The sequence below is a fragment of the Pleurocapsa sp. PCC 7327 genome, assembly GCF_000317025.1.
Classification (GTDB): domain Bacteria; phylum Cyanobacteriota; class Cyanobacteriia; order Cyanobacteriales; family Microcystaceae; genus Hydrococcus.
In genome coordinates this window covers 4530686-4546365 of sequence record NC_019689.1, presented here as the reverse complement: position 1 = coordinate 4546365, position 15680 = coordinate 4530686, and the positions used below count along the sequence as shown (strand labels likewise).

Sequence of the window (15680 nt, the reverse complement as noted above, 5' to 3'; positions counted from 1 at the left end):
GGTATGACAACAATGACAACAATGACAACAATAAATCATTCAACTCCAATAAACTCTCTCGGAGGTGAGCCATATGGCAAACCAACAACACCTCGCGCTGCTCAAGCAAGGAGTAGCCGTCTGGAATAATTCCAAGGAGAGAAATACGATCGTTTGGCCCGATCTCCGCGAAGCGAATCTGGCAGGGGAAAACCTCAGTGGAGCTAGTCTTCCGTGGGCAAATTGCATCAAAGCCGATCTGCGCAAGACAAATCTGAGTCAAGCTAACTTGGGAGGAGCCGATCTGCGTTGGGCAAACCTTGAAGAAGCGAATCTCGAAGGAGCCAACCTTAATCGAGCAGACCTAAGTCAGGCAAACCTAAGCAGGGCAAACCTCACTCAGGTAAAACTCGTCAAAGCAGATTTGCGCAAGACAAATTTGAGCGAAGCCAATTTGCAAGGTGCAGACCTGCGTTGGGCAAACCTCGGCGAAGCCAACTTGGAAAGAACCAACCTCAGCCAAGCAAACTTGCAATGGGTGAATTTTGCTAAAGCAAATCTTAGCGAAGCCAACCTGGAAGATGCAGATCTTAACCAAGCTAACCTTACCGAAGCCAAGCTGAAAGGGACAAATTTTGAAGGAGCCAATCTCCAAGGCGTAAGAGGCAAAAAAATCCTCGAACGAGAAAAGAGCGTGCTTTGCTGAAATTTTTTCTCAAATTTATACTAAGGCGATCGCATTCTGGTGAGATCGCCGAATACTAGCTCTGAAGATATGCAACTCAAATCTTCTCGACGGGAACTCGAACCTCTGTCAGGTACTGCGACTGGTCTCCATCCCGTTCGTATTGCAAGTAGACTTCGCGAGTAGAACCGACAATTTGATATCCCTGCTTTTCTACCCACTCCAGTAAGGCATTATAAGCTTGTCCCAGCGTGGCAAAGGAACCATGATGAACTGCACAAGCCATAGTTTCTACTGCTGGCAGTTCGTACACCCATACCCGCTCGTTGCCGGAAATCTGATCGTAGATGGGCACGGCAGATTCTACAGGAATGTCGCGATCGCGCAACTTAGTATCGTGGTAAATAGCGATGCCGCACGGTCGCATAGTAGCGATAGCCCGTATCGCTATCGACTTCGGCCGGTTTGAGCAAACCCATGCGATCGTATAGGCGCAATGTTTTAGGAGAGATGCGGCTGAGTTGAGCAAAGTCACCGATTCTTAACATGTAGTGACGACCGGGCGTTTCTGCCTTAAGTTAACATCTTGCCCCAAGGTAAAGTCAAGCCTTTACCAAGCCGATTATTAATGATACTTTTTACAAATATTTTCGCGGTTTTACTTAGCTTAATCGAGCTAATCATCTTGATTGCGATCTAAGTAGACTATGTATAATAAAAAATATAAGGCTATAAACTTTGTAGTCAAAAAAGGTGTGAGGAAAAGCGAAAAATGTTCAAGATACTGTGGAAATCACTTCTAGTCAGTCCGGCTGTTTTGGTAGCAGCTTTAGCATTTTCATCTGTAGCAAAGGCAGCAGAGGACACGACAAAAACTGAATTCAAACTAAATGCCACATCGGAAATTGAAGCGATATCGTTAGAAAAAAATTCAGCTCAAGACACGACCAAAGCTGAACTTAATCCAAACGCCGCTTCACCAATGGAATTAGCGCAAGCTCAACCGGACGTAACATCTGAAAATAGCGATCCGACATTAAATCAACTAGACAACTATAGCAACGAAGGTCAAGGCTCTAGAAGCTCTGAGGATCAAGTTACCAGCGTCAACGAATTGAAGGATGTCGCTCCTACTGAATGGGCATATGAAGCGCTTCGGAGTTTGGTAGAACGCTATGGATGTATCGTCGGTTATCCCGACCAGACCTACCGAGGCAACCGCGCTCTAACCCGTTGGGAGTTCGCCGCTGGTTTGAACGCTTGTATGAACACCATGGAGCGTCTCATTCAGGAGAACGTCGCCGTTCTTAAAGAAGATGTCGATACGCTCAAGCGACTGATGCAGGAGTTTGAAGCCGAACTCGCTGCTCTAGGAGCGCGCGTCGATAACTTAGAAGGTCGAGTGGCTTTCTTGGAAGATAACCAATTTTCTACTACTACGAAACTGAGTGGAGAGGTCATCTTCGCTGCAACGGACACCTTTGGCGAAGATGATAACACCCAAACCGTTTTCGGCGATCGCGTTCGCCTAACGCTCAATACGAGCTTCACCGGAGAAGACCGCTTAGTAACCCGTCTGGCGGCTGGAAATTTGGAGGCGTTTAACGTTACCGGAGATGGAGCGCTAGAGCCTACGACGACCCAAACCTTTAACCTTAAACCAGACGATAACAATGACGTTGCGATCGATTGGTTGTCCTACTACTATCCCCTCAAATTTGGCGACGACTTTACAATCAATACTTACGTAGCAGCTGTTGGCGGTATTTGGAGTGACATTGCCCCCACTAGCAATCCCTTCTTCGAAGATTTCGACGGCGGTAACGGTGCCCTTTCTACCTTTGCTAGCGAAAACCCAATTTTTAGAATCGGCGGCGGCACGGGTATTGCTGCTAACTTTGACATCGGTCCAGTACAAGTCACAGGCGGTTACCTAGCAAGCAATGCTGCCAATCCTGACGAGGGTTCGGGATTGTTTAATGGCGACTATGCCGTTCTAGGTCAGTTAAACTTCAGTCCTATCGAACGAGTCGAACTCGGTGCTACTTTTGTCCATTCTTACCACAAGGCAGGCAGTCCTATCTTCAGTTTGGGTGGCATTGGTACTGATGCTGGTCCTGGTGATGGTGTGGTTGGGACAAGAGCTATCAATAACTTCAACGACGGATTCGACAGATCGACAATTAACGTCGGACTGCAAGGATCGTTCAGAATCACTGACGCAATTAGCTTTAGCGCCTTTGGTAGCTGGGGCGAAGTGTATGCTCGCGGCGGTAGCGATACAGAATACTGGACTTATGGCGGTGGATTTAGCTTCCCCGACCTTGGTAAAGAAGGAAGCGTCTTGGGTATCTTTGCAGGTGCTCAGCCATATCGGGGAGATGCGCCTGGCGACATCCCAATTCACGTTGAAGCTTTCTACAAGTATCAGCTAACCGATAACATCTCTATCACTCCTGGCGTGATCTGGCTTTCCAATCCCGAACAGGAAGAAGATGGTGACGATGCATTTGTCGGTACTATCAGAACCACCTTTACTTTCTAGAGCAAACTAAATAGTAGCTCTACTTCTAGTTCTAGATTCTCTCGAAGCCCTGTCAAAAGCGGGGCTTATTTATTGCTACCATTTGGCTAGAAAAGCCGATCGACATTAGCTCCAAAACTATGATTTCCATCACTAAAAAGACGATCGAATTGAAGCAACACGTCTACTTACGACGATTTATCAACAATCATGACTTGCGAAAATCACTACCAAACTCTTAAAGTTAACCAAACAGCCACTCAGCAAGAAATTAAGCAAGCCTATCGACGGCTAGCTAAGCAATTTCACCCAGATACTCAAAACGAGACAGCTAACCATGAAAAAATAATCTCAATTAATGCGGCTTACGAAGTCTTGAGCGATCCCCAACGCCGCCGCGCTTACGATCGCCAACTTACCGACGGAGACTATACCAGCAGACGACAACGGAGAACGACAGAAGCTCAACGTCAGTATCAGAGAAGTCGAGAAACCGAACGGGCAACAGAAGCTCGTCTCAATCAATGGTTCCAGGAAATTTATGCGCCGCTCGATCGCCTGCTCGGTCGAATTCTCAATCCCCTAGAAACCCAGATAGACTTATTATCTGCCGATCCGTTTGACGATCGCCTTATGGAAGTCTTTCGGAATTACTTAGAAAATTGCGGCGATTATCTCGATCGCGCGCGGCAGATTTTTGTCTCTCAACCCAATCCCGCCAAAGTGGCAAAGGTGGCAGCCTCTCTCTACTACTGTCTCGATCGCATTGGCGATGGTATCGATGAATTAGAATTATTTACCCTTAACTACGACGATCGCTATTTACACACGGGCAAAGAACTCTTTAGAATTGCCCGTCAATTGCGCCAAGAAGCTCGGCAAGCTTGCAATACCGTCAAAGCTACCTGCTAATAATCTTCCTTTTCTCTCCTTCCTTCTTCCATTGAAAAGACGTACAATAGAAATTTTGGGATAAAGTGTAAATTAGGAGAAAATTACCTATATGTCTCGCTATAGAGGTCCTCGCCTTAGAGTCGTAAGACGCTTGGGAGAACTGCCCGGCTTAACTCGCAAATCAGCACGTCGTTCCTATCCGCCAGGACAACACGGTCAAAACCGCAAAAAGCGCTCCGAATACGCCATCCGCCTGGAAGAAAAGCAGAAACTGCGCTTTAACTACGGCGTGACTGAAAGACAATTACTCCGCTACGTGCGCAAAGCCCGTCGTGCCACGGGTTCTACAGGTCAAACCCTACTGCAATTACTTGAAATGCGCTTGGATAATACTGTCTTTCGCCTGGGAATGGCAGGGACAATTCCAGCCGCGCGTCAGTTAGTCTGTCACGGTCATATTACCGTCAATGGCAAAGTTGTCGATATTCCTAGCTATCAGTGCCGTCCTGGAGACGTAATTGCCGTTAGAGATCGCGACAAATCTCGTCGTTTGGTACAAGCTAATATGGAGTATCCTGGTTTAGCTAATCTCCCCAGCCACTTAGAGTTCGATAAAAATACGCTTACGGGTAAAGTTAACAGCGTTGTCGAACGGGAATGGGTTGCTCTATCCATCAACGAACTACTGGTGGTCGAGTACTATTCTCGACAAGCCTAAGAATTCTGAATTCTGAATTCTGAAAAGACTTGTGTATTCGGAATTCAGAATTCGCTTTTTGAAACTTTTTTGCGATCGCTTTGTAAAAATAGCAACTTTTTTTAAAAAAATTAGGGGATATAGTATATGACTCCTAATCAAGATTTGTCAATCATAAGTAACAGTAATAATAACCAAAGTCAAATCATTTTGAATGAGTTAGAAGAATTAATCAAGCAATCTAAACAGAATTCATCTCAAAAAACTAGCAAAGGTGTAAATTTTATTCGTAAAATCCTTCGACTCCTATTCAAGGACTTATCAAGATAGCAAAGAAGATCTGCTGTAGCGTTATTGACTTTTACAATTTTACTGATTGTATCGATAGGATTTTTACGTCAATATCCAGAAGTGTTGAATCCAGATATAAAACTTCATATTTCAGCGAACACTTCAATGGACAAGTGCCTCTGGGAGGAAATCATAGCTCCAGTGCGAGATGGAACAACGACGACTGAATTCCAATTGTAAATAGCGAAACTTATCCAACAATCGATGCCCATAAAAGGCAGGAATTTCCATCAACTCTAGAAGCAAATATGCCATCAGTACCACATAGATTTGAATCATCACTCCGTTAACGCTTTTACCAATCAAGCGGTCGAGTTTGAGATGCATTTTCAAGAACTTCCACAGAAGCTCAATGTACCATCGGTTACGATAGATTGCACTCACCTCTTCATTCGTCATCTCTGCTAAATTTGTGGCAAGCCGAAACTCACTATGGCTCTCTAAATCACAAAACCAAACGACCCGATAGCGCTGATGGTCAAGTTCGGTTTTCATGTTGTTTTTGAGCCGCACGACGAAGCGCGTTTGAGTGGCACTCAGTTCATCCAAGAAATCCCAACTTGCAAAGCCTCGAGCCATTACTCCAACGCCGTTCTCGGGAATCATACTATTCACGGTTTCGGCCAATCGAGCATCATGTCCTTGCCCAAAATGAATCAAACATTCCGTCGGATTGCCCTGCTCTAAATTGATGCCATTGAGCAATTTAACTTGACGATCTTCCTGCTCCCAAAATAACTTGCTGGTTAAACTAATCACCGTCGAATCAATCGGAATGAGCATCTGTGCGGTGAGGGGGTGCCGTCGCTTTAAGCGTTGGCGTAAGTCCAAGTAGATGCGGCAAAAATTCAATTCTCCCTTTGCCGAGTTTTACAAGCTTTGGAACCAGCATGATTGAGCCGATAAAATAGAGCTCGCAGGCTCGTCAAGCTGGCATCGAGCACAAACGTCAGCCAGATTTCAAAGAACAAGCGGGTGTTCAAAACTGGGTAGTCAGTCGGCGACAGGCCCTTGACAAGCGATTTGACAATATTGGGAAACGACGATAGCATCAGACAGAATTTTTTATTTGATAGGGGTTAGAATACTATTTTCTGACCCCTTTTTTCTTGTCTTAAGCTTTCTTTCAACACTTCTGTAAAAAATGATGCTCCAGAAGATTTTGCTGCGAATATCGATCTATACCTAAGTGGAAAACAACGTGAAGGAACAGATATTTATTGATACTGGATTTGTCGTTGCACTCATCAATCAACGCGACCAATATCATCAACAAGCTACAGAATTAGCCCATAGATTTGAAGGCTATCCTTTACTTGTAATAGATGCGGTTTTACTAGAAATTGGGAATGCTCTCTCACGCAGCTACAAACAAGAAGCAGTAGAAATTTTGGATAGTTTTATGACTTCAGATGAAGTAGAAGTAGTCCATCTCATACCACAATTATTCGATCGCGCTTTTGAACTATACAAAAAATATCAAGATAAACAATGGGGATTAGTCGATTGCATTTCATTTGAAGTCATGTGGGAGTAGGGAGTCAGTAGACCTCCTGCAAAAGTGTTACGCGATCGCATAATTGGAGTGGGAAAGAAGTTCATAATTATAAATGCCAGCAATCAAATTAAATCTCAACCCAAACCGTCTTCTTCGGTTGCGATATCGACTTGAAAGAATTCTGAATATTTTTAGACTGCGATGAATATTTTCAATTACAATCCTTTCACTTGCTAACTTACGATTAAACTTCTTTTGCTCTAGACTTAACTGTTGATTGCGCTTTTTTTTGTTGGGAATTCTACTGTTGGGATGAAGTTTCTGAATTCCTTGATATCCTTTATCAGCCAAACATTCTATCTGTTGTTCGATTCCTATTTTACTATTTTTCCAAATCTTAAAATCATGACTTTTTCCCTTCTCATGAGCAATACAAAGAATTTGTCTCGTTTTTGCGTCAGCTAAAACTTGCGATTTTATCGTGTGACACTTTTGCCGACCACTGTAGTAAGCTTTTTGTTTTTTTTCGGTCTTTCTATTTCATGTTCTGCTACATCTACTACGACAATTTCAATTTCTGTATTTTGGGGTTGAACAGCTTTTTTCCCAGGCAGATTGAAAAGTCCCGATTTCATTAAAATATCTTCTACTTTTCTGGTGATTCGTAAAGCCGTTGTCTCGTTTATTCCCCAGCTAGTTCCGATATGAAAATAGGTGCGATACTCTCGCCAATATTCAAGAGTCATTAAGATTTGGTCTTCTGCGCTTAATTTATTTGGTCGTCCTGTTTTTTTTTTGTAAGACTTTTTCGGCTTCTAGAACTTTTACCATCTCTTTAAACGTCTCTGGATATACTCCACAAAGCCGTTTAAACTCTGTCGGTTTTAAATTTTTTACTTGAGAGTAAGTCATAACTCGAATTGTAATTTGGTTTTATTTTACCTAACTTACTCTGACTTTTGCTGGAGGTCTAGTAAAGTTCTGACTTTTGACAGTCATTTTGCACGAGCAGGCTTTCAAATTTTGACAGGATAAATTTCTCCTATCCAAGTAGTCGTTTGTCCGGTCGCTGCAAATCTTTAAATTGACTTTAATGTGAAAAAGTTCTGTAACTTTCCGCAAGTTAACCTTTAGTTGCGTCACGATAGACATAGAGGTCCATAATCTGTCGATTTAAGATGAGAGAACACGATGTAGTGATTGTCGGCGGTGGTTTAGCGGGTTGTCATGCCGCCCTAGAAATTAAACGCACTAACCCAAGTATCGATGTCGCACTCGTTGCTAAAACCCATCCCATCCGTTCCCACTCCGTTGCCGCCCAAGGGGGAATTGCAGCAACGCTAAAAAATGTAGACCCTGAAGATAGTTGGGAGGCACACGCTTTCGATACAGTCAAAGGTTCTGACTATTTAGCCGACCAAGATGCGGTAGAAATCCTTACCAAAGAAGCCCCCGATGTGATTATCGACTTAGAACACATGGGGGTTCTTTTTTCTCGCTTGAGTGATGGCAGAATTGCCCAACGTGCCTTCGGCGGACATTCTCAGAGACGAACTTGTTACGCAGCCGATAAGACAGGTCATGCCATCTTACACGAATTGGTCAACAACCTGCGTCGTAATGGCGTGCAAATTTACGAGGAATGGTACGTGATGCAATTGATTGTTGAAGAGGGAGAGGCAAAGGGAATTGTCATGTACCATATCTGGGACGGAGAGATAGAAATTGTCCGTACTAAAGCCGTAATGTTTGCCACGGGGGGCTATGGAAGGGTGTTCAATACGACTTCCAATGACTTTGCTTCCACGGGCGATGGTCTGGCGATGACCGCTGCGGCTGGTCTTCCCCTAGAAGATATGGAATTCGTTCAGTTCCACCCAACGGGGTTGTATCCGGTAGGCGTTCTGATTTCCGAGGCAGTCCGAGGAGAAGGGGCTTATTTAATTAATAGCGAAGGCGATCGCTTTATGGCAAACTATGCCCCCAGTCACATGGAACTTGCACCCCGCGACATTACTTCCCGTGCAATTACCCTAGAAATTCGCGCCGGACGAGGCATCCATCCCGATGGCACCTCTGGCGGTCCCTTCGTCTATCTAGATTTGCGCCACATGGGCAAAGAAAAGATTATGAGTCGGATTCCTTTCTGCTGGGAGGAAGCACACCGACTTCTGGGCATCGATGCGGTACATCAACCCATGCCCGTGCGCCCTACCGTTCATTATTGTATGGGTGGGATTCCCGTGAATACGGATGGTCGGGTACGCCGGAGTCCAGACAGTTTAATTGAAGGCTTTTTTGCGGCAGGAGAATGTGCCTGCGTGTCGGTTCACGGGGCAAACCGTTTAGGCAGTAATTCTCTCCTCGAATGCGTGGTCTATGGCAGGAGAACTGGGGCTGCAATCGCCCGGTACGTTCAAGAGCGCAAGTTTCCCGAACTCAATGCCGAAACCTATCACGCTGCTACCAAACAAGAAATCCAAAGCCTTCTCGACCAAAAAGGAACGATGCGCATCGGTCAGTTGCGCCAGCTATTCCAAGATTGTATGACAGAGCATTGTGGTGTTTTCCGCAGTGAAGAAACGATGAAAGAAGGCTTGGCAAAAATACAGGAGTTAAAACAAAAATATTCCCAGATTTATTTAGACGATAAAAACACTGACTGGAATACAGAGTTAATCGAAGCACTTGAATTGAGAAGTTTAATGATAGTAGGAGAGATCATTCTGGCTTCGGCATTTAACCGCAAGGAAAGTCGAGGCGCACATTCAAGAGAGGATTATCCCCAGCGAGACGACTCCAATTTCCTCAAGCATACTTTGGCGTATTATTCGCCTGCGGGAATCGATATTAACTATATGCCCGTGGTCATCAATCGCTTTGAACCGATGGAACGTAAATATTAGGGAAGCGATCGATCGCGCTTGGCGTTGACATTTAAATTCTTATAGGGCGCACGGTCGTGCGCCTTTATTAGAGTAAGTAACAATAAAAGTTGCGATCCCTAAAAGATTAACTACGAACGAATGACAGATGACTGACAATTTCATTCGTCTTTCCCAAGCACAACTCAATTTACTCGAAACTTGTCCCCCTCAGTTTCAACGCCTTTATCTCGAACAGTTAGGTTCTCCTCTCAGTCCGCAGCAACAGGAAAAGCAAACTTGGGGAAGTCAGTTTCACCTTTTGATGCAGCAAAAAGAATTAGGATTGCCCATTGAATCTTTAGTCGCCCAGGATGAACAACTGCAACATTCAATAACTGCATTAATGAATGCAGCACCTGAAATCTGGCAGTCCGAATCGGGAAGTTGGCGCGAGGCAGAACATTGTCGCACCCTCAGCTTTCAGGGATATTTACTGACAGTAGTTTATGACTTGCTGATAAGCGATCGCGCTAAAGCCAAAATAGTAGATTGGAAAACGTATTTATTTCCAGAAAATCGCGCAAAATTAGCGAAAAATTGGCAAACGCGACTGTATCTTTATGTCCTGGCAGAAACTACAGATTACTTGCCAGAACAGATCTCTATGACCTATTGGTTTGTTAAGCTTCCTACGCAACCTCAAAGCCTGACGTTTGTATATAACAGTGTCCAACATGAAAAAAATCGCCAAGACTTAACTCGTTTGTTAACCCAACTCGATCGCTGGCTGGATAATTATTCCAATACTGGAACTTCATTTCCTCATCTGTCTAACTGTCAAGAAAGTTGTCCGTATTATCAATCTTTATTAGAATCTGGCGCTTTTTTAGACAGCGATCGCTTTGCGATCGAGAAAGATTGGATAGCATTAATTGATGAGATTGAAGAAATCTCTATTGACTAAGAAAAAGTAGAAAAATCCTATTTTTCCAAATGTATCAAAATGTTAAGATTTCAGCTCATCGGCTGATTTGAGAGCAAAGCTAGTAATAGAAATTAAAAATTGCCAAAAAATTTAGTTTTATTCTTCAAGGAGTCATCAAACTTAAGATGCCGATGAAATACCTCAGCAGTGAGAGGTAGGAGGAAATATGGGGATCGCTACAGTCAACCCAGCAACCGGAGAAACGCTAAAAACTTTTGAACCACTAACCAATGAAGAACTCGAAGCCAAGCTTGCCCTGGCAGCATCGGCATTCAAATCATATCGCCAAACCTCGATCGCGCAGAGAAGCGAATGGATGAATCGGGCAGCAGAAATTCTAGAAAGCAAGCAGGTCGAGTTTGCCAAGGTAATGACCCTAGAAATGGGGAAAACCCTCAAAAGCGCGATCGCCGAGGCACGAAAATGCGCTTGGGTTTGTCGCTACTACGCTGAAAATGCTGCTGAATTTCTCAAAGACATGCCGAGTTCAACCGATGCGAGCAGCAGTTTCGTCCGCTATCAGCCGCTAGGGATTATTTTAGCAGTAATGCCCTGGAATTTCCCCTTCTGGCAAGTCTTTCGCTTTGCCGCACCCGCTTTGATGGCAGGAAATGTGGGCATACTCAAACACGCCTCTAACGTGCCTCAATGCGCCTTGGCGATCGAAGCAATCTTTAAGGAAGCAGGATTCCCCGAAGGCGTATTCCAAAGTTTACTCGTCGGTGCCGATCGCGTTGAATCTATAATCAATGACGAACGGGTGAAAGCGGCAACTTTGACAGGCAGCGAACCTGCTGGGATGAGTTTAGCGACGGCGGCGGGCAAGCAAATCAAGAAGACGGTTCTCGAATTGGGCGGTAGCGATCCCTTTATCGTCACCGAAAGCGCCGATCTCGAAAAAGCCGTCACTACGGCAGTAACGGCTAGAATGCTCAATAACGGTCAATCCTGCATTGCCGCCAAGCGGTTTATCGTCCTTGAGACAGTGGCGGATGAATTTGAAAAACGTCTGCTGGCTGAATATCAAGCGCTTAAGATAGGAGATCCGATGGATGAAAATACCGATATCGGTCCCTTGGCAACGCCAAAGATTCTCTCCGATCTCGATCGCCAAGTGCAAGAAGCCACAGCGTCGGGAGGCAAGATCTTAATCGGAGGCAAACCCCTATCGGATCGTCCGGGAAACTTCTATCCGCCTACCATTGTCGCCAATCTTCCTGCCGATTGCGCGATCGCCAAAGAAGAATTTTTCGGTCCGGTTGCGTTATTATTCCGCGTAGCGAATCTCGATGAAGCTATCGAAATAGCCAACAGCACATCATTTGGGTTGGGGGCAAGCGCTTGGACGAACGATCCCCAAGAACGGGAACGCCTCATTAACGAAATCGAAGCCGGGACAGTCTTTATCAATGGCATGGTCAAATCCGATCCGCGCCTGCCTTTTGGCGGTATTAAGCGATCGGGTTACGGTCGAGAATTGGGAATTCAAGGAATTCATGAGTTTGTCAACATCAAAACCGTTTGGATCGCGTAACACTAGTTAAAGTGGAAGTAGGAAATCTTATCAAGATTTATTCCAGCAACTCGATTGGATAGACCGTCTACTATCTAATTTGCCAAGGGATCGATGCGATCGAAGCATCAATCCTAGAAGAAATCATTTGTCTGGGGACGAAAAACTAACACAAAAAATGCACTGGGGAATAAAGTCATGGGGGAATTAAACACAGCCGAATTACTCGTTCAATGCCTCGAAAATGAGGAAGTCGAATATATTTTTGGGCTTCCAGGCGAAGAAAACCTACATGTTTTAGAGGCACTGAAACATTCTTCGATTAAATTTATCACAACCCGTCACGAACAAGGAGCAGCCTTCATGGCAGATGTCTACGGACGGTTGACCGGAAAAGCCGGAGTGTGTCTGTCTACCTTAGGTCCCGGTGCGACCAACCTAATGACGGGAGTAGCTGATGCTAACCTGGATCGCGCCCCACTGGTGGCAATTACGGGTCAAGTGGGAACAGATCGCATGCACATCGAATCCCACCAATACTTAGACTTAGTGGCAATGTTTGCCCCCGTCACCAAATGGAACAAGCAAATCGTTCGTCCGGGGATTACGCCAGAAGTCGTTCGCAAAGCTTTTAAGATCGCCCAAAGCGAAAAACCCGGTGCCGTTCACATCGACTTGCCCGAAAACATTGCAGCAATGCCAGTGGAAGGAAAACCCCTCAATCGGAACAGTCAAGAAAAAGTTTATGCCTCCTACCGCAGTCTCAACAATGCGGCAGTGGCGATCGCGAAAGCGAAAAATCCGATTATTATGGTAGGTAACGGCGCAATTCGCGCCAATGCAAGCGAAGCCGTTACCGAATTTGCCACGCAACTCAATATTCCAGTCGTCAACACCTTCATGGGCAAGGGGGTCATCCCTTACACCCACCCGCTTGCCCTGTGGTCGTTTGGTCTGCAACAGAGGGATCTGATCAGTTGTGCTTTCGAGGAAAGCGATTTGATAATTGCAGTCGGCTACGATTTGGTCGAATATTCCCCGAAACGTTGGAATCCCCAAGGAACAATCCCCATTATTCACATTGGCATGACAGCAGCAGAAATCGATAGCAGCTACATTCCGTTTGTAGAAGTCGTGGGAGACATTTCCGACTCTTTGATAGAGTTGATGAAGCGGACGGATCGTCAAGGCAAACCCACGCCACACGCTGCCAAATTGCGTTCCGAAATTCGCGCCGAGTACGAAAAGTATGCTAACGATGAAGGCTTCCCCATCAAACCCCAAAAACTGATTTACGACCTCAGACAAGTGATGGGACCCGAAGATATCGTCATCTCAGACGTGGGTGCCCATAAAATGTGGATGGCAAGGCACTATCATTGCGATACTCCTAATACTTGCATTATTTCCAATGGATTTGCAGCGATGGGCATTGCCATTCCCGGCGCGATCGCAGCTAAACTCGTGCATCCCGATAAAAAAGTAGTTGCGGTCACTGGAGACGGCGGCTTCATGATGAACAATCAGGAATTAGAAACCGCCTTGCGGGTAGGAACGCCTTTTGTCACCTTGATTTTCAACGACAACGGCTATGGCTTGATCGAGTGGAAACAAATCAACCAGTTTGGCGAATCTGCTTTCGTCAAGTTTAGCAACCCCGATTTCGTCAAATTTGCCGAAAGTATGGGGTTGAAAGGCTACCGCATCGAATCAGCTCTCGATTTAATTCCAACGCTGAAAACGGCTTTAGAACAGGACGTTCCGACAGTGATCGACTGTCCCGTAGACTACAACGAAAATATCCGTTTCTCTCAAAAAGCTGGCGATTTAGTTTGTCAGATTTGGGAATAAATTCTGCGAGTAGTTAGTGGTTGCCAGTCAGTAGGTGGGTTGAGTAAAGGCTTAGCCCACCTTGGTTTTGCTTATCCCTCAGTCAGAGTTATATATCTTGGTATTATCTAGCGCGAGAGGAGTAAAAATACAATAAGGCGCTCAAGATATAGTATTTGGGGGATAATTGGAATACTGTCACTAAATTTTGAGAGGTTAAGTCGATAGAGCGATCGATAAATCGATCAACCAATCATACTATGATGAACACCGATGCAGATCGTCGAAACTATATCCTTCTAGAACTTCCCTCCAAAGTGGAATATGCCTTACTCGCACTTTTAGAATTGGCAAGTCACCTCGATAAAACCCATCTTTTGACAATTAGCGAGATCTCGACAAGACAAAATATTCCCGATCGCTATTTAGAGCATATTTTTACCAGCCTGCGACGGGGAGGCTTGGTACAAAGCCTACGCGGTTCCAAAGGAGGCTATATACTTGCCCGCGAACCTTGGCAAATTACCGTCCTAGAAGTCGTTGCTCTTGTGGAGGGCGATCGCAAACAAAAGGAGTCCGATAACTCGATCGATCGCGCCTTGGTCGCTGAAATCTGGCAGAAAGCCAATCATGCCTCTCTAGAGATTTTGAATCGTTACACCCTGCAAGATCTATGCCAGCGACGCGACGCTCTCAAACAAGAAGGTCTGATGTACTATATTTAAATTAATTCTAAATCATGAATTCATAATTCATAATTCATAATTCTTGAGTCAGATTTCGTCCCAACCACTTACCCCAGAAGACATGACATAACTGGTAACAGTTGCCTCAAAGAAATTTGCTTTAGTATGGGCTTCTTTCTTCGTATCCGAAAATCTCTCTAAATGAGTGTAGGGACTCTTCTTATATTTCTCCTCCCGATAAAGCGCTTCCAAACCAATGGAACGCAGCCTCATATTCGCTAAATACTTTGTATATCGTTCCGTGCTGGCTTCTGTAATCCCTAAAATATTGTTACCAACGATGTGATTTGTCCAGCGGCATTCGTGTTTGACTGCCTCGTCAAACATTTCATAAATTTGCTCCACCGAATGCGAAAACACATGCATTGCCTCTGGGATTAATTTTTGATAGAGCCGCACGTGAGAAAGTTCGTCGCGGTTAATCATTTTGAAAATATCAGCCGAACCCGGCATTAACATCCGAGAAGCCAGATTGTAGAAGAAAATAAATCCGTTATAGAAATAAAGTCCTTCGAGCAAATAATCGGCTACTAAAGCAATAAAATAGTTTTCTGAGGTCGGATAGTCTATGTATTTTTGATATAGCTTAGCAATAAATTCGCAGCGATCTTTGAGGACTTTATCGGTACGCCAGAAGTCATACACAGCATTTCTGCGATCGGGCGGAATCACGGTTTCAATGATATATTGATAGCTTTGGTTGTGCATTGCCTCTTGAGAAATTTGTTCCGCCATGCACAAGCTAACTTCTGGGGCAGTAATACTGCTTTTTAAGTGAGGAATATTGCAGGTTTGAATGGAATCTAAAAAAGTAAGATAGGACAAAATGCCATCGTAGGCATGACGTTCTTCCGGGGTAAGATTCCAATAGTCCGTTACGTCTTGAGTAACATCGAGGCGTTGAGGAATCCAAAAATTCTCCCTCATTTGTTGATACAATCCCAGCGCCCAAGTGTAACGAACATCGTTGAGTTGCATCAGGTTTGTTGTATTACCAAACCAAATAGAACGGTTTTCAATTGTATCGTCCCCATCGGGATTAAAAATGGGGTTGATTGGCATTTTTGAGGTTGAATCAATATACATTTACTAACCTTTATGATTAATGTAG

The 15680-nt window shown here is 44.6% G+C and carries 13 protein-coding genes and 2 pseudogenes; 10 read left to right on the top strand and 5 right to left on the bottom strand.

Going from position 1 to position 15680, the window contains the following annotated elements:
- Nucleotides 1–73: 73 nt before the first annotated feature.
- Nucleotides 74–685, top strand: a complete 612-nt coding sequence (locus tag PLE7327_RS20460; protein ID WP_015145672.1) for a pentapeptide repeat-containing protein — start codon at nucleotides 74–76, stop codon at nucleotides 683–685.
- Between the two features lie 76 nt (nucleotides 686–761).
- Here PLE7327_RS20460 and PLE7327_RS20455 read toward each other — a convergent pair whose 3' ends face one another.
- Together PLE7327_RS20455 and PLE7327_RS20450 are read right to left on the bottom strand one after the other, a co-directional pair.
- Complete coding sequence (locus PLE7327_RS20455) at nucleotides 762–1091, bottom strand: GyrI-like domain-containing protein (protein ID WP_071880628.1); 330 nt, start codon at nucleotides 1089–1091, stop codon at nucleotides 762–764.
- Complete coding sequence (locus PLE7327_RS20450; protein ID WP_083888321.1) at nucleotides 1054–1212, bottom strand: MerR family DNA-binding transcriptional regulator; 159 nt, start codon at nucleotides 1210–1212, stop codon at nucleotides 1054–1056. Before PLE7327_RS20450 ends, PLE7327_RS20455 begins: the two co-directional genes overlap by 38 nt.
- Before the next feature lie 224 nt (nucleotides 1213–1436).
- On the opposite strand from PLE7327_RS20450, the gene PLE7327_RS20445 reads away from it, so the two are divergent.
- The 3 genes from PLE7327_RS20445 (at nucleotide 1437) to rpsD (ending at nucleotide 4800) form a co-directional block, all read left to right on the top strand.
- Nucleotides 1437–3209, top strand: coding sequence for an iron uptake porin (locus PLE7327_RS20445; RefSeq protein WP_015145671.1), 1773 nt, complete (start codon nucleotides 1437–1439; stop codon nucleotides 3207–3209).
- Nucleotides 3210–3398: 189 nt separating this feature from the next.
- Nucleotides 3399–4100 carry a J domain-containing protein gene (locus PLE7327_RS20440; protein ID WP_015145670.1) on the top strand — a complete coding sequence of 234 codons (702 nt, stop codon included), beginning with the start codon at nucleotides 3399–3401 and terminating at the stop codon, nucleotides 4098–4100.
- Between the two features lie 91 nt (nucleotides 4101–4191).
- The gene (gene rpsD, locus PLE7327_RS20435) at nucleotides 4192–4800 is read left to right on the top strand and encodes a 30S ribosomal protein S4 (protein ID WP_015145669.1); all 609 of its coding nucleotides are present in this window, start codon (nucleotides 4192–4194) and stop codon (nucleotides 4798–4800) included.
- A gap of 432 nt (nucleotides 4801–5232) precedes the next feature.
- Here rpsD and PLE7327_RS20430 read toward each other — a convergent pair.
- Nucleotides 5233–6185 (bottom strand): annotated as a pseudogene (locus tag PLE7327_RS20430) (transposase).
- A 146-nt stretch (nucleotides 6186–6331) separates the two neighbouring features.
- Between PLE7327_RS20430 and PLE7327_RS20425 the strand changes: the two are divergent.
- A complete protein-coding gene (locus tag PLE7327_RS20425) occupies nucleotides 6332–6667 on the top strand; it encodes a type II toxin-antitoxin system VapC family toxin (RefSeq protein WP_015145667.1) in 336 nt (111 codons plus the stop codon).
- Between the two features lie 27 nt (nucleotides 6668–6694).
- On the opposite strand, the pseudogene PLE7327_RS23770 reads toward PLE7327_RS20425, so the two are convergent.
- Nucleotides 6695–7540: pseudogene (locus PLE7327_RS23770) on the bottom strand (IS5 family transposase).
- A gap of 266 nt (nucleotides 7541–7806) precedes the next feature.
- Here PLE7327_RS23770 and PLE7327_RS20410 point away from each other — a divergent pair.
- The 5 genes from PLE7327_RS20410 (at nucleotide 7807) to PLE7327_RS20390 (ending at nucleotide 14548) form a co-directional block, all read left to right on the top strand.
- Complete coding sequence (locus PLE7327_RS20410; protein ID WP_015145666.1) at nucleotides 7807–9534, top strand: succinate dehydrogenase/fumarate reductase flavoprotein subunit; 1728 nt, start codon at nucleotides 7807–7809, stop codon at nucleotides 9532–9534.
- A 127-nt stretch (nucleotides 9535–9661) separates the two neighbouring features.
- Nucleotides 9662–10459 carry a PD-(D/E)XK nuclease family protein gene (locus PLE7327_RS20405; RefSeq protein ID WP_015145665.1) on the top strand — a complete coding sequence of 266 codons (798 nt, stop codon included), beginning with the start codon at nucleotides 9662–9664 and terminating at the stop codon, nucleotides 10457–10459.
- 187 nt (nucleotides 10460–10646) lie between these two features.
- On the top strand, nucleotides 10647–12014 hold the full coding sequence (locus tag PLE7327_RS20400) for an NAD-dependent succinate-semialdehyde dehydrogenase (protein WP_015145664.1): 1368 nt from the start codon (nucleotides 10647–10649) through the stop codon (nucleotides 12012–12014).
- Nucleotides 12015–12191: 177 nt separating this feature from the next.
- Nucleotides 12192–13844 (top strand): acetolactate synthase large subunit, encoded by a 1653-nt coding sequence (locus PLE7327_RS20395; protein ID WP_015145663.1) that lies wholly within the window; start codon nucleotides 12192–12194, stop codon nucleotides 13842–13844.
- A 239-nt stretch (nucleotides 13845–14083) separates the two neighbouring features.
- A complete protein-coding gene (locus PLE7327_RS20390; RefSeq protein ID WP_015145662.1) occupies nucleotides 14084–14548 on the top strand; it encodes an Rrf2 family transcriptional regulator in 465 nt (154 codons plus the stop codon).
- Between the two features lie 48 nt (nucleotides 14549–14596).
- On the opposite strand, the gene PLE7327_RS20385 is transcribed toward PLE7327_RS20390, so the two are convergent.
- A complete protein-coding gene (locus PLE7327_RS20385) occupies nucleotides 14597–15655 on the bottom strand; it encodes a ribonucleotide-diphosphate reductase subunit beta (protein ID WP_041392432.1) in 1059 nt (352 codons plus the stop codon).
- Between the last annotated feature and the right edge of the window lie 25 nt (nucleotides 15656–15680).

Bases quoted from the DNA above. Each gene is read 5' to 3' on its own strand.
- PLE7327_RS20460 (WP_015145672.1), top strand. From the start codon at position 74: ATGGCAAACCAACAACACCTCGCGCTGCTCAAGCAAGGAGTAGCCGTC.
- PLE7327_RS20455 (WP_071880628.1), bottom strand. From the start codon at position 1,091: ATGCGACCGTGCGGCATCGCTATTTACCACGATACTAAGTTGCGCGAT.
- PLE7327_RS20450 (WP_083888321.1), bottom strand. From the start codon at position 1,212: ATGTTAAGAATCGGTGACTTTGCTCAACTCAGCCGCATCTCTCCTAAA.
- PLE7327_RS20445 (WP_015145671.1), top strand. From the start codon at position 1,437: ATGTTCAAGATACTGTGGAAATCACTTCTAGTCAGTCCGGCTGTTTTG.
- PLE7327_RS20440 (WP_015145670.1), top strand. From the start codon at position 3,399: ATGACTTGCGAAAATCACTACCAAACTCTTAAAGTTAACCAAACAGCC.
- rpsD (WP_015145669.1), top strand. From the start codon at position 4,192: ATGTCTCGCTATAGAGGTCCTCGCCTTAGAGTCGTAAGACGCTTGGGA.
- PLE7327_RS20410 (WP_015145666.1), top strand. From the start codon at position 7,807: ATGAGAGAACACGATGTAGTGATTGTCGGCGGTGGTTTAGCGGGTTGT.
- PLE7327_RS20405 (WP_015145665.1), top strand. From the start codon at position 9,662: ATGACTGACAATTTCATTCGTCTTTCCCAAGCACAACTCAATTTACTC.
- PLE7327_RS20400 (WP_015145664.1), top strand. From the start codon at position 10,647: ATGGGGATCGCTACAGTCAACCCAGCAACCGGAGAAACGCTAAAAACT.
- PLE7327_RS20395 (WP_015145663.1), top strand. From the start codon at position 12,192: ATGGGGGAATTAAACACAGCCGAATTACTCGTTCAATGCCTCGAAAAT.
- PLE7327_RS20390 (WP_015145662.1), top strand. From the start codon at position 14,084: ATGATGAACACCGATGCAGATCGTCGAAACTATATCCTTCTAGAACTT.
- PLE7327_RS20385 (WP_041392432.1), bottom strand. From the start codon at position 15,655: ATGTATATTGATTCAACCTCAAAAATGCCAATCAACCCCATTTTTAAT.